Origin of the sequence: Roseinatronobacter bogoriensis DSM 18756, assembly GCF_004366635.1 — a bacterium.
Lineage (GTDB): Bacteria > Pseudomonadota > Alphaproteobacteria > Rhodobacterales > Rhodobacteraceae > Roseinatronobacter > Roseinatronobacter bogoriensis.
Window position 1 is genome coordinate 144,023 of record NZ_SORN01000004.1, and the last position, 13,384, is coordinate 157,406.

Below are 13,384 nucleotides of genomic sequence, written 5' to 3' on the forward strand. Positions count from 1 at the left end.
GCATGTCCTTTAACCTGTTGGTGCTGACCTGTCTGGCCTATGTGATCTTGCTGTTTGCGGTCGCATCTGCCGCAGAGCGCCGCGCCGCAGAAGGGTACGCGCGCTGGCTGCGTTCGCCTATGGTCTACACGTTGTCGCTCTCGGTTTATTGTACCGCGTGGACGTTTTATGGGGCGGTCGGTTACGCAGCGCGCTCTGGTCTGGAATTCATGACCATCTATCTTGGGCCGACACTAGTCTTTGTTGGCTGGTGGGTCATCCTGCGCAAACTTGTACGCATCGGGCGCGAGAACCGCGTGACATCCATCGCGGATATGATTTCGGCGCGTTATGGAAAATCCAATCTTTTGGGTGTGATCGTTACGCTGCTATGTGTTTCGGCCGGAACCCCCTACATTGCTCTGCAACTGCAATCAATTTCACAGTCTTTCACAGTCTTCGCGACCGATCAGGTCGGATCTGGCCTAGCTGCGGATCGCAACCTGATTGCGCTTTGGGTCGCAGGGGGGCTTGCACTCTTCACGATTGCCTTCGGGACACGCAATCTGGATGCAAATGAACAGCATCCCGGCGTCGTTACCGCCATTGCGGTTGAGGCTGTGGTCAAGCTGCTGGCGCTTATTGCAGTGGGTATTTTTGCGGTCTGGTTCGTGGCCTCTGGCCCTGCGGATATTCTGGCCCGCATAGATGCCCAGGCCCTGCCGGAATGGCAAATTCAGCCGGGGCGCTGGACTGGGCTGATTCTTCTTTCGGCGATTGCCATCATCTGCTTGCCGCGCATGTTTCAGGTGATGGTGGTCGAGAACACAAATGACCAGCATCTTGTCACTGCCAGCTGGGCCTTTCCGCTGTATCTGTTCCTGATCAGTTTGTTTGTGCTGCCGATTGCCGTAGTCGGGCTGGAGGTCATGCCGCCGGGCACAAACCCGGACATGTTCGTGCTGACCCTGCCGCTGTTTCTTGGGCAAGACGGGCTGGCGCTGTTGTCCTTTCTGGGCGGGTTCTCTGCGGCGACATCCATGGTCATCGTGGCCTCGCTCGCACTGGCCACGATGGTGTCGAACCACATAGTTGTTCCGCTCTGGCTCAAGGTGCGCTCGGCGCAGAATCTGGATACGGGTGATATGCGGCTGCTGGTGCTGAGTGTACGGCGCTTGTCGATCACCCTCGTGCTTGGGTTGGGGTATATCTATTACATCGTTTCAGGTGGCTCGGCTGCGCTGGCTGCCATCGGTCTGATCGCCTTTGTCGGTGTCGCACAAACCATGCCTGCGCTTCTGGGGGCCTTGTTCTGGCGCGGGGCGAGTCGCACGGGGGCGGCCCTTGGGTTGATCGTCGGAACATTGCTGTGGTTCTACACTTTGTTCCTGCCAAGTTTTGGCCCGGATATTTTTTTGTCAGCGCAAGTCATGGACCAGGGGCCCATGGGCCTGTCATGGCTGCGCCCCTACAGCTTGTTTGGCCTAAATGCCCTTGACCCACTGCTGCATGCCTTGTTCTGGTCGCTTGCATTGAATGCGCTTGCATTCTGCCTTGGGTCTTTCCTCAGTTTTCCCAGCCCGATCGAGCGGGTTCAAGGCGCGTTATTCGTCAATATCTTTGATCGGCCAGGCCCTGCACGCAGCTGGACCAGACCCGTGGCCGAAGCAGAAGATCTTCTACCCATGACCCAGCGCATCCTTGGCACGACCGAGGGGCAGGCGTTTTTCAGTGCGCAGGCGAAGCTGCAAGGGAAACAAGGGTATTTGCCAGATATCACGCCAGAATTTCTGGAAGCGCTGGAACTGAAACTCTCTGGCTCTGTCGGGTCTGCGACGGCACATGCGATGCTGGCGCAGACTGTGGGCACCGCAGTCGTATCGGTCGAGGATTTGATGGCCGTGGCATCAGAGACGGCGCAGATCATGGAATATTCCGCCCAGCTAGAGGCGAAGTCGAATGAACTCTCTCGCACAGCCCGGAAGCTGCGCGATGCCAATGAGATGTTGCAGAAACTGTCTGTGCAGAAAGATGCGTTCCTGAGCCAGATCAGCCACGAGTTGCGCACACCCATGACCTCTATCCGGGCGTTTTCCGAGATATTGATGGATAATGAGGACATGACGCCGGAAGAAAGAAACCACTTTGCCCAGATCATCCATGACGAGTCGATCCGTCTGACGCGCTTGCTGGATGATCTTCTTGACCTGTCGGTTTTGGAGCACGGGCAGGTGCAGTTGAACATCGCGCCTGTCAGTCTGAAGACATTGATTGACAAGGCGATGACCGCGTCCAATTCGGTACAGGCTGATCGCAAGTTCCGAATTTTGCGCAGTCGTGACCCCGAAGCGATAGAGGTCATCACAGATGCCGGACGCCTGACACAGGTTTTCATCAATATCCTGTCGAATGCGCGAAAGTATTGCGATGCTGCTGTTCCTCAGGTGCAGATCAAAGTGCGGCAAAACAAATCTATGGTAGAGGTCGATTTCATCGATAACGGTTCCGGGATTCCCCGGGACAAGCAGGCGCTGATCTTCGAGAAATTCTCCAGATTGACAGATTCGATGCATGCTGGCGGGGCGGGCCTGGGCTTGGCGATCTGCCGCGAGATCATGCATAATCTGGGCGGGGATATCAGCTATGTGCCGGGGCAGGGTGGTGCTGCGTTTCGGGTCAGCTTCCCGCTGGAACTGACACCTCGCCCGGCGGCAGACACTGCCGCGATCAAGCCGGTTGCCGCACAATAGGGCAAGGCAGGGCCGACGGTTTATCGCAGATATAGCTTTGTTTTATCTGCACCAGAGGCGGCGTTTTCAGCACGTTGCATAGTGTCTGTCAGTGTCGGAAATGATCGGTTCGGAGTGATGGAAATTTAGGCAGTTTTAAAAAATTTTACTAATTGATAAAAATTTTGATCCGTGTTTTGATCTTTCACACAAGAGCCAGTCAACCAAAGGCCAGCCACATGTCCAACAGCCTGACGACCCCCGGAATTGTGCCCGCACGTCTGAACCCGGACGCATATGCCGAACAATTCGACGATCTTTACCCCGACTATGACCCGCATGAAGCGATGGTCGCGGCGGATCGGTGCTATTTCTGTCACGATGCACCCTGTATTACCGCCTGCCCGACAGAGATTGATATCCCGCTTTTCATTCGCCAGATACAGGCAGGCCAGCCCGAAGCGGCCGCGCGCACGATCTTTGATCAGAACATCCTGGGCGGAATGTGCGCCCGTGTTTGCCCGACCGAGACGCTTTGCGAAGGGGCCTGCGTGAGAGAGGCGGCAGAGGGCAAACCGGTCGAGATTGGCCGCTTGCAGCGCTACGCAACCGAGACGCTGATACAGAAAAATGCACACCCCTACACACGCGCGCCCTCGACCGGCAAGCGGGTGGCCGTTGTGGGGGCTGGGCCAGCCGGGCTGGCATGTGCACACAGGCTTGCCATGCATGGCCATGACATCACCATCCTGGACCGGCGCGAGAAACCGGGCGGTCTGAATGAATACGGGATTGCCGCCTACAAGGCCGCGCACGGATTTGCGCAGGCCGAGGTCGATTGGCTGATGCAGATCGGCGGCATCACCTTGCGGCAGGGCTGGACATTGGGCGCTGATGGCACCTTGGCCGATTTGCAGGCAGAGTTTGATGCGGTGTTCCTTGGAATAGGGCTTGCTGGCGTAAATGCGCTTGGGCTTGACGGTGAAGTGGTTCTGGGTGCGCGTGATGCAGTCGATTTCATTGCAGAGTTGCGCCAGACAGAGGATCTGTCCACGCTTCCGATTGGCCGGCATGTTGTGGTTATCGGCGGCGGCATGACTGCGGTCGATGCCGCGGTTCAGTCGCGCCTGCTGGGGGCAGAGCATGTCAGCATGGTCTATCGGCGCGGACGCGACGCAATGAGCGCGTCGGATTATGAGCTTAGTCACGCAGCCAATGAAGGCGTCAAGATCATCACAAACGCCATGCCAATTGCCATCCACGCCAATGGCGCTGTGCGCGAAGTGGAGTTTGCTTATACCCATGCCGGAGAGACCGGCATGGAGCCTACGGGCGAGACATTTCGCCTGAAGGCCGATCAGCTGTTCAAGGCCATCGGACAAACGCTGGTTGGCGCGCCTGAGGGTGTGGCGCTGGATGGTCGCAAGATCAAGGTCGCGGCTGATGGCAGCACTTCGGTTCCCGGTGTCTGGGCCGGGGGGGATTGCACGGGCGGCGGCGAGGATCTGACTGTCACGGCGGTGGCGCAGGGGCGCGATGCAGCCGAGAGCATTCACGCAAGCCTGATGAAAAGCGGCGCGTAGGATACCGCGCTCATAGGAGTTTTTGACATGGCAAACCTGACCACGAATTTCATCGGTATCAAGTCACCCAATCCCTACTGGCTGGCTTCTGCCCCGCCGACCGACAAGGAATACAACGTTGTGCGCGCCTTCAAGGCGGGCTGGGGGGGCGTTGTCTGGAAGACGCTGGGCGCCGAAGGGCCGCCCATCGTCAACGTCAATGGCCCGCGTTATGGTGCGATCTGGGGCGCAGACCGGCGTTTGTTGGGGCTGAACAATATCGAGTTGATTACCGACCGCCCGCTGGAGGTGAACCTGCGCGAGATCAAGCAGGTCAAGCGCGACTGGCCCGACCGCGCAATGGTCGTCTCGCTTATGGTCCCTTGTGATGAGGAATCCTGGAAAGCAATTCTGAAACATGTCGAGGATACAGAGGCCGATGGAGTCGAGTTGAATTTCGGCTGTCCGCACGGCATGTCCGAACGCGGCATGGGTGCGGCTGTGGGGCAGGTGCCCGAATATATCGAAATGGTCACGCGCTGGGTCAAGCAGCACTCGCGCATGCCCTGCATCGTGAAACTGACCCCGAATATTGCCGATATCCGCAAACCGGCAGAGGCCGCAAAGCGCGGCGGCGCGGATGCCGTCAGCCTGATCAACACGATCAATTCGATCACAAGCGTCAATCTGGACACGTTCAGCCCCGAACCGATGATCGACGGGAAGGGCGCGCATGGCGGGTATTGTGGTCCGGCAGTCAAGCCAATTGCCCTGAACATGGTGTCAGAGATTGCCCGCTCTCCCGAAACGGCGGATTTGCCGATCAGCGGAATTGGCGGCGTCACGACATGGCGCGATGCGGCGGAATTCATGACGCTGGGCGCGGGCAATGTGCAGGTCTGTACGGCGGCCATGACCTATGGGTTTGGGATCATCAAGGAACTGACGGCTGGCCTGTCACAGTATATGGATCAGAAGGGCTTTACTTCTGTCGATCAGCTTGTTGGCCGTGCGGTGCCGAATGTGACGGATTGGCAGTATCTCAACCTGAATTACGTCACCAAGGCGAAGATCAATCAGGATCTGTGCATTTCTTGTGGGCGCTGTTTCGCAGCCTGCGAAGATACTTCGCATCAGGCCATCTCTATGTCGCCCGACCGGGTGTTTGAGGTGATTGACGAAGAATGCGTGGCCTGCAATCTGTGTGTCAATGTCTGCCCTGTGCAGGATTGCATCACAATGGAGGAGATGCCCAAGGGGGCTGTCGATCCGCGCACAGGTGAAGTGGTCGGTGATTATGGCAACTGGACAACTCACCCCAATAACCCGATGGCCAAAGCGGCAGAATGATCAGGGCGCAAGCAGGCGGGTATAAAGATGCTCGAGGAACACTTCGGCGCCTTCGTTCGGGTCATGCCCTTCCCCCCGGATCATGCTGATCTGGGGGGCGAAATCGGCGTAATGCTGCGTCAGCGCCCAGATCGAAAAGATCAGATGATAGGGGTCAATCTTCGCAATACGCCCGGCATCGGCCCATGCCTGCAAAAGCTGTGCCTTCTCATCAACAAGGGCGCGCAAGTCATTGCGGATAAAGCTTTCCATACGCGGCGCACCTTGCAGGATTTCATTGGCAAACAACCGGCTTTCGCGCGGAAAGTCCTGCGACATCTGCAATTTGCGGCGCATATAGGCCATGATCTCGGCTTGCGGGTCGCCATTTGCATCCAGAATGCGCAGGGGGTCCAGCCAGTTATGCAGCAATCGCGTCAGCAATTCGCAGTGAATGGCGTCCTTGCTGTCGAAGTAATACAGCAGATTGGGCTTCGACAGCCCCGCTTGCGCGGCAATTTGGTCAAGTGTTGCCCCGCGAAATCCATGTGTCGAAAACACCTCCAGCGCGGCATCCAGAATGATCTGGCGATTGCGCGTCTGGATGCGCGAGCGCGGCGCTTTTCGCGCGCTGCCAGCTTTTTCAGCGATGGGTGGTCGATGCGCGGTCATTGCAGGACAAGCTTCTTGACTGGATGGTCAAACTTGATAGCGTCCCGCAAGCCCAAGCGCAAGCAACACCAGCACACCCGCTTGTCGGCGACGATCATCCCCGGATGAAAAACCGGCAAAGAAGAACAAGAAACGCTGTGACACGAGGAAGTTAAGATGTCTGCACCAGCCGAGAACATGAAGATCAACAGCGAAAGACTGTGGGACAGTCTGATGGACATGGCGCAGATCGGACCCGGTGTTGCAGGTGGGAACAACCGTCAGGCCGTTACCGATGAGGATAGCGAAGGCCGCCACCTGTTCCAGAAATGGTGCGAAGATGCAGGCGGCACGATGGGCGTGGATGAGATGGGCACCATGTTCGCGCGGTTTGAGGGGAGCGACCCAGACGCCTTGCCGGTCTATGTCGGCAGCCATCTCGACACCCAGCCCACCGGTGGGAAGTATGATGGCGTGCTGGGCGTGCTTGCCGGGTTGGAGATTATCCGCACCATGCGCGATCTGGGCATAAAGACCCGTCGGCCGATTGTGGTAACAAACTGGACCAATGAGGAAGGCACGCGTTTCGCCCCCGCCATGCTGGCCTCTGGTGTCTTCGCAGGCGTGCTGGAGCGTGACTGGGCCTATGACCGGGTTGACGCCAAGGGCAAACGGTTTGGCGACGAGTTGGCGCGTGTCGGCTGGAAGGGCAGCGAATCTGTCGGCGCGCGCGAAATGCATGCCTTTTTTGAACTGCATATCGAACAAGGCCCGATTCTCGAGGCCGAAGGCAAACAAGTGGGCGTTGTCACCCATGGTCAGGGCCTGCGCTGGATCGAATGCACCGTGACTGGCAAGGGCCAGCACACCGGATCAACCCCCATGTATATGCGCCGCAATGCAGGTCGCGGGCTGGCACGGGTGACCGAACTGGTTCATGAAATCGCCCTGAAACACCAGCCCAACGCCGTGGGTGCGATCGGGCAGATTGATGTCTACCCCAATTCGCGTAACATCATCCCTGAAAAGGTGGTGTTCACCATCGACTTTCGGTCCCATGTGCTGGACACACTGGACGCGATGGTGGCCGAACTCAATGCCCGCGCACCGGGCTTGTGCGCCGATATCGGTGTGAAATTCTCCGCCGAGCTGGTCGGTTTTTTCGACCCGCCCGCCTTTGATGAAGCCCTTGTTGGCCGCGTGCGCGATGCGGCCGAGAGGCTGGGCTACAGCCATATGGATATCATCTCGGGTGCAGGGCATGATGCCTGCTGGATCAATCGCCTTTACCCTACCACAATGGTTATGTGCCCCTGCGTGGATGGTCTGTCCCATAATGAGGCCGAGGAGATATTTCCCGAATGGGCGGAAGCGGGCGCAAATGTGTTGATGCATGCCGTGCTGGAAACCGCCGAGGTTGTGGGCTGACGGGCAGCACCGGAAATTACAGCCGCGACATGCGGCAGATGAAACAGGGAGTAACCACATGAGCACCGTCATCAAGAACGGCACCATTGTCACCCATGACCTGACTTATAAGGCCGATATCCGCATCGATGGCGGCAAGATCATTGAAATCGGCCCGAACCTGTCGGGCGACACGGAACTGGACGCGACAGGCGCCTATGTCATGCCCGGCGGGATAGATCCGCATACGCATCTGGAAATGCCCTTCATGGGCACCTATTCCAGCGATGATTTCGAATCCGGCACCCGCGCGGCGCTGTCGGGTGGCACGACGATGGTGATCGATTTCGCGCTGCCCAGCCCCGGTCAGGGGCTGCTTGATGCGTTGAAGATGTGGGACAACAAATCTGGCCGCGCGCATTGTGATTATTCCTATCACATGGCGGTCACATGGTGGTCGCAGCAGGTCTTTGACGAAATGCCCGAAGTGGTCGCGCGCGGCATTACCAGCTTCAAACATTTTCTGGCCTATAAGGGCGCGCTTATGGTCAATGATGACGAACTTTTTGCATCTTTCCAGCGGTTGCGCGAATTGGGGGCCATTGCCATGGTCCATGCCGAAAACGGCGATGTGGTGGCGGAACTCTCCGCCCGCCTGCTGGCCGAAGGCAATACCGGCCCCGAAGCGCATGCTTATTCCCGCCCCTCGCAGGTCGAGGGCGAGGCCACAAACCGCGCCATCATGATCGCGGATATGGCTGGTGTGCCGCTCTATGTTGTCCATACATCCTGCGAGGAATCGCATGAAGCGATCCGGCGGGCCAAGCAGGCGGGCAAACGTGTCTGGGGCGAGCCGTTGATCCAGCATCTGACCTTGGACGAGTCCGAGTATTTTCACCCCGACTGGGACCATGCCGCGCGCCGCGTCATGTCGCCCCCGTTCCGCAACAAGGCCCATCAGGACAGTCTCTGGGCCGGTCTGGCATCGGGGTCGCTGTCTGTCGTGGCGACAGATCATTGCGCCTTCACCACGGACCAGAAGCGATACGGTGTGGGCGATTTCACCAAGATCCCCAATGGCACCGGCGGGCTTGAAGATCGGATGCCCATGCTCTGGACGCATGGCGTGCGCACAGGCCGGATCACAATGAACGAATTTGTCGCCGTCACCTCGACCAATGTGGCCAAGATTTTCGGGATGTATCCGCGCAAGGGGGCGGTGGCCGTAGGCGCAGATGCCGATCTGGTGGTCTGGGACCCCGAAGCAACGAAAACCATTACTGCCAGCAAGCAGGCGTCGAATATCGATTATAACGTGTTTGAGGGGCAGGAAGTCACTGGGCTGCCGCGTCATGTGCTGTCGCGCGGACGTGTGATGGTGAATGACGGGGTGTTCGATGGTCAGGAAGGGCATGGCCAGTTTGTCGAACGCTGCCCTAACGGCCCTGTGAACCAGGCGCTTTCAACCTGGAAGGATCTGACGGCGCCCCGGCCTGTGCAACGCAGCGGCATCCCCGCGACGGGGGTCTGATGCGCGACATTGCCACCGCGCCTGTGATTTCGGCCCAGAACCTCAATCTGACCTTTCAGACCGGGGATGGGCCTGTCCATGCCCTCAAGGATGTAAATCTTGACATCGCCAAAGGCGAATTCGTCAGCTTTATCGGCCCGTCGGGCTGTGGCAAGACCACGTTCCTGCGCGTGATCGCCGATCTTGAACAGCCCACATCCGGCACAATCTCGGTCAATGGTCTGTCGTCCGAAGCAGCGCGCAAGGCCCGTGCCTATGGCTATGTGTTTCAGGCGGCAGGGCTGTATCCCTGGCGCACCATTGCCGGGAATATAAAGCTGCCGCTGGAAATCATGGGTTATTCCCGCGCCGATCAGGACAGCCGCGTGAAAAAGGTGCTGGAACTGGTCGAACTTTCGGGTTTTGCGCGGAAATTCCCCTGGCAGCTTTCCGGCGGGATGCAGCAACGCGCCTCGATCGCCCGCGCCTTGGCTTTCGATGCCGACATCCTGCTGATGGACGAGCCGTTCGGCGCATTGGATGAAATCGTGCGCGACCGCCTGAACGAGCAACTTCTGGAATTATGGGCACGCACCGAAAAGACCATCGCTTTCGTGACCCACTCCATTCCAGAGGCAGTCTATCTGTCCACCAAGATCGTGGTCATGTCGCCCCGTCCCGGGCGCATCTCGGATGTCATCGACAGCCCGCTGCCGCGAGAGCGGCCATTGGATATCCGCGACACGCCGGAATTCATCGAAATTGCGCACCGCGTGCGCGAAGGGCTCAGGGCGGGGCATCTTGATGACTAGTCAGCTTTCATCCTTGCAAAAATATCCCGGGGGGGGCGAGGGGGGCAGAGCCCCCCAAACCCCGGCAATGCTCATGCGCAACGTAATCCCGGTCCTCACCGTCACCGCCGCTTTGGTTGCGCTTTGGTATGCGGCTGTCATCCCGATGAACGCGCAATGGGCGCAGGATCAGGCCCGGCGCGCTGGCGTCGAATTGACACTGCCCACGCTTGTTGCAGACACCATGTCGCAACAACGCCCCCGTCTGCCTGCCCCGCATCAGGTGGCGACAGAGTTGTGGAACTCTACTGTGGTTGAGGAAATGACCGGGCGGCGTGGCTTCATGAATACCGGCAGCCTGTCTAATCGCAGCCTGATTTATCATGGTTGGGTCACGCTTTCAGCCACGCTTCTGGGCTTTGCCATCGGATCAGCCCTTGGTATCGCGCTTGCTGTGGGGATCGTGCATAATCGCGCGATGGATGTCTCTGTCATGCCCTGGGCGATTGCCAGCCAGACCATTCCAATCCTTGCCATCGCGCCCATGATTATCGTGGTCCTCAATGCGGTGGGGATTACCGGGTTGGTCCCCAAGGCGATTATCTCGACCTATCTCAGTTTCTTTCCGGTCGTCGTTGGTATGGTCAAAGGGCTGCGCGCGCCTGACCAGATGCAACTGGACCTGATGAAAACCTATAGCGCGACGGGTGGACAGGTCTTTGCGAAACTGCGTTGGCCCTCGGCAATGCCCTATCTTTTTGCCTCGCTGAAAGTGGCGATTGCGGCCGCGCTTGTCGGGGCCATTGTCGCGGAACTGCCGACAGGGGCTGTCGCGGGACTGGGCGCGCGGCTGCTATCGGGCAGCTATTACGGCCAGACCGTACAGATATGGTCGGCCCTTTTTGCCGCAGCCATCCTTGCCGCCAGCATGGTGGCGCTGATCGGTGTGGTCCAGCGTGCAACGCTGAAACGGATGGGGATGGCGGCATGACGGTCCTGCGTGACACCGGGGGTGTCCATTGGGTGGGCATGACATTGGCCTTTCTTCTGGCTGCTGGTCTTGGCGTTACAGGCGACCTGTCGGCAGGCACGCTGCTTTTGTTGCTGGCCGTGGTCATGCTGGGCGTCTTGCCGCAATCGCGTAAGGGCTGGGCCTGGTCATTTGCGGTTGCGGCGGCGCTGGCCGGTGCGGCGCAGGCACTTTTGCCCTTTGCGACATCCAGTTTGCCGGTCTGGGGTGCGGTTATTGCTGTCTGGCTTGGGGCCTGGATGCTGGTGGCGCAACTGGCCGATCGTCCGCGCCTGCCTGGCATTCCGGGGCGGTTGCAGGGCTTGCTGGCGCCGCTGGCCTTCGGGGCAACGCTTTTGTGGTTGTGGGAAGTGGTTGTGCGCGCGTTGGAAGTCCCGCGCGTGATCCTGCCAGCGCCAAGCATGATCTGGGAACGAATTCTGCGGTCAACAGATGTGCTTTGGGTCGATTTTGTGCAAACCTTTATCAAGGGCGCCTTGTCGGGCTATGCCATTGGTGTGGGCGCGGCGCTGGTATTTGCGCTGCTGGTGGACCGGTCCGATTTCCTGCGCCGGGGGCTGTTGCCCGTGGGCAATTTTCTGGCCGCCCTGCCAATTATCGGCACCGCGCCGATCATGGTCATGTGGTTTGGCTTTGACTGGCCGTCCAAGGCGGCGGTGGTTGTGGCGATGGTGTTTTTCCCGATGCTGGTCAATACCGTACAGGGCTTGGCCGCGACCGAGGCAATGCAACGCGACCTGATGCGCACCTATAACGCCAGTTGGGCGCAGGCGCTGATCAAGCTGCGCTTGCCCGCTGCGATGCCCTTCATTTTCAACGGGCTGAAAATCTCATCAACACTGGCACTGATCGGGGCTATTGTTGCTGAATTTTTCGGCTCTCCGACACGTGGGATGGGCTTTCGCATCTCAACCGAGGTCGGGCGGTTGCAACTGGATATGGTCTGGGCAGAAATTGCCGTAGCTGCCCTTGCGGGCTCGCTGTTCTACGGCCTTATCGCGCTGGTGGAGCGAGGGGTGACCTTCTGGCACCCGTCACAACGCGGGCGTTAACACCCTGCGCCCGAAAAACGGGTCAGGCAACATGGAGGTGAAAGTAAATGAAGAAAGTGGTTTACGGGTCGGTTGCGGCCCTTGGTTTGGGTTTTGCGCCTGCGGCATGGGCAATGGATGATGTGACACTGCAACTGAAATGGGTGACACAGGCACAATTCGCGGGCTATTATGTTGCGCTTGAAAACGGGTTTTACGAAGATGAAAACCTGAATGTCACCATCCGCGCGGGCGGCCCCGATATTGCCCCCCCGCAGGTGATCGCAGGTGGTGGTGCCGATGTGATCGTCGAGTGGATGCCAGCAGCTTTGGCCGCGCGTGAAAATGGCCTTCCGCTGGTGAATATCGCGCAGCCCTTCAAGGCGTCAGGCATGATGCTGACCTGTCTGGCCGAAACCGGTATCAGCGGGCCAGAAGATTTCCCCGGTCGGACTCTGGGTGTTTGGTTCTTTGGCAATGAATATCCGTTCCTAAGCTGGATGAGCACACTTGGCATTCCCACCGATGGCGGTGATGAAGGGGTCGAGGTGCTGCGTCAGGGGTTCAATGTCGACCCGCTGTTACAGCGTCAGGCCGATTGCATCAGCACCATGACCTATAACGAATACTGGCAGGTCATTGATGCGGGCATCTCTGAGGACGAGCTTGTGACCTTCAAATATGAGGATCAGGGCGTCGCCACGCTGGAAGACGGGTTGTATGTGCTAGAAAGCAATCTGGAAGACCCGGAATTCGTGGACAAGATGGCGCGTTTCGTGCGGGCGTCCATGCGCGGCTGGGAATGGGCCGCAGAGAATGTCGAAGAAGCGGCCATGATCGTGCTGGAATATGACGACACTGGCGCACAGACCGAAGAGCACCAGATTCGCATGATGGGCGAGGTTGCCCTGCTGATCGAAGGGTCAAACGGTACTCTGGACATGGAAGATTATGAGCGCACAGTGGCCACACTTCTGGGTGGGGGTTCTGATCCGGTCATCACGGCTGAACCGGAAGGGGCTGTGACCTCTGCCGTGACAGACGCGGCGTTTGACTAAGCTGAATTCGTGATCCCGGCCATTTGGGGTCGGGATCAACTGCACGGCGACATATCCCGGCGGTGACGCCGGGATATTTCAGTCTCTGGTGTTCGCCACCTGACACATTGTTTCGCAATGCGAGGTAAGGGGCCGCTAAGAGGGGTTTTGCAGTCTTTGACCGGCGCGGAATCGAGGCTGAAGGCCGCCGCGACTCAAAGGGCCGCCCCCACGGCACGGGGATTTGGCTGCCCCAAGCGCAACGATCTGATCTTTCAGGGACTTGGCCAGCATAAAGCGCTACAGAGTAAACCTTGGGTCGCCGCAC

Annotated in this window: 10 protein-coding genes; 9 read left to right on the forward strand and 1 reads right to left on the reverse strand. The window is 58.6% G+C overall.

Annotation, left to right across the window (positions count from 1 at the left end; all coding sequences use genetic code 11):
* Positions 1–2: 2 nt before the first annotated feature.
* The 3 genes from EV660_RS10885 (at position 3) to preA (ending at position 5,620) form a co-directional block, all read left to right on the forward strand.
* The gene (locus EV660_RS10885; RefSeq protein WP_071480485.1) at positions 3–2,729 is read left to right on the forward strand and encodes an ATP-binding protein; all 2,727 of its coding nucleotides are present in this window, start codon (positions 3–5) and stop codon (positions 2,727–2,729) included.
* A gap of 218 nt (positions 2,730–2,947) precedes the next feature.
* On the forward strand, positions 2,948–4,291 hold the full coding sequence (locus tag EV660_RS10890) for an NAD(P)-dependent oxidoreductase (protein WP_071480486.1): 1,344 nt from the start codon (positions 2,948–2,950) through the stop codon (positions 4,289–4,291).
* A 27-nt stretch (positions 4,292–4,318) separates the two neighbouring features.
* Entirely contained in the window at positions 4,319–5,620 is a 1,302-nt protein-coding gene (gene preA, locus EV660_RS10895) for an NAD-dependent dihydropyrimidine dehydrogenase subunit PreA (protein WP_071480487.1), read from the forward strand.
* Here preA and EV660_RS10900 read toward each other — a convergent pair whose 3' ends face one another.
* A complete protein-coding gene (locus EV660_RS10900; RefSeq protein WP_071480488.1) occupies positions 5,621–6,271 on the reverse strand; it encodes a TetR family transcriptional regulator C-terminal domain-containing protein in 651 nt (216 codons plus the stop codon). It lies immediately after the preceding gene.
* A 156-nt stretch (positions 6,272–6,427) separates the two neighbouring features.
* On the opposite strand from EV660_RS10900, the gene EV660_RS10905 reads away from it, so the two are divergent.
* The 6 genes from EV660_RS10905 to EV660_RS10930 all read left to right on the forward strand — a co-directional run bounded on the left by EV660_RS10905 (position 6,428) and on the right by EV660_RS10930 (position 13,077).
* Positions 6,428–7,678, forward strand: a complete 1,251-nt coding sequence (locus EV660_RS10905; RefSeq protein ID WP_071480489.1) for a Zn-dependent hydrolase — start codon at positions 6,428–6,430, stop codon at positions 7,676–7,678.
* 58 nt (positions 7,679–7,736) lie between these two features.
* The gene (gene hydA, locus EV660_RS10910; protein ID WP_071480490.1) at positions 7,737–9,188 is read left to right on the forward strand and encodes a dihydropyrimidinase; all 1,452 of its coding nucleotides are present in this window, start codon (positions 7,737–7,739) and stop codon (positions 9,186–9,188) included.
* The gene (locus tag EV660_RS10915; protein WP_071480491.1) at positions 9,188–9,979 is read left to right on the forward strand and encodes an ABC transporter ATP-binding protein; all 792 of its coding nucleotides are present in this window, start codon (positions 9,188–9,190) and stop codon (positions 9,977–9,979) included. The genes hydA and EV660_RS10915 overlap by 1 nt, the downstream gene beginning before the upstream one ends.
* Positions 9,980–10,052: 73 nt before the next feature.
* Entirely contained in the window at positions 10,053–10,949 is an 897-nt protein-coding gene (locus tag EV660_RS10920; protein ID WP_071480492.1) for an ABC transporter permease, read from the forward strand.
* Between the two features lie 278 nt (positions 10,950–11,227).
* Positions 11,228–12,040, forward strand: a complete 813-nt coding sequence (locus EV660_RS10925) for an ABC transporter permease (RefSeq protein WP_071482050.1) — start codon at positions 11,228–11,230, stop codon at positions 12,038–12,040.
* Between the two features lie 47 nt (positions 12,041–12,087).
* Positions 12,088–13,077 (forward strand): ABC transporter substrate-binding protein, encoded by a 990-nt coding sequence (locus EV660_RS10930; RefSeq protein ID WP_071480493.1) that lies wholly within the window; start codon positions 12,088–12,090, stop codon positions 13,075–13,077.
* The last annotated feature ends 307 nt before the right edge of the window (positions 13,078–13,384 follow it).

Coding starts and splice junctions, on each gene's coding strand:
- hydA (WP_071480490.1), top strand. CDS start 7,737: ATGAGCACCGTCATCAAGAACGGCACCATTGTCACCCATGACCTGACT.
- EV660_RS10930 (WP_071480493.1), top strand. CDS start 12,088: ATGAAGAAAGTGGTTTACGGGTCGGTTGCGGCCCTTGGTTTGGGTTTT.
- EV660_RS10885 (WP_071480485.1), top strand. CDS start 3: ATGTCCTTTAACCTGTTGGTGCTGACCTGTCTGGCCTATGTGATCTTG.
- EV660_RS10905 (WP_071480489.1), top strand. CDS start 6,428: ATGTCTGCACCAGCCGAGAACATGAAGATCAACAGCGAAAGACTGTGG.
- EV660_RS10915 (WP_071480491.1), top strand. CDS start 9,188: ATGCGCGACATTGCCACCGCGCCTGTGATTTCGGCCCAGAACCTCAAT.
- EV660_RS10890 (WP_071480486.1), top strand. CDS start 2,948: ATGTCCAACAGCCTGACGACCCCCGGAATTGTGCCCGCACGTCTGAAC.
- preA (WP_071480487.1), top strand. CDS start 4,319: ATGGCAAACCTGACCACGAATTTCATCGGTATCAAGTCACCCAATCCC.
- EV660_RS10920 (WP_071480492.1), top strand. CDS start 10,053: ATGCGCAACGTAATCCCGGTCCTCACCGTCACCGCCGCTTTGGTTGCG.
- EV660_RS10900 (WP_071480488.1), bottom strand. CDS start 6,271: ATGACCGCGCATCGACCACCCATCGCTGAAAAAGCTGGCAGCGCGCGA.
- EV660_RS10925 (WP_071482050.1), top strand. CDS start 11,228: ATGCTGGTGGCGCAACTGGCCGATCGTCCGCGCCTGCCTGGCATTCCG.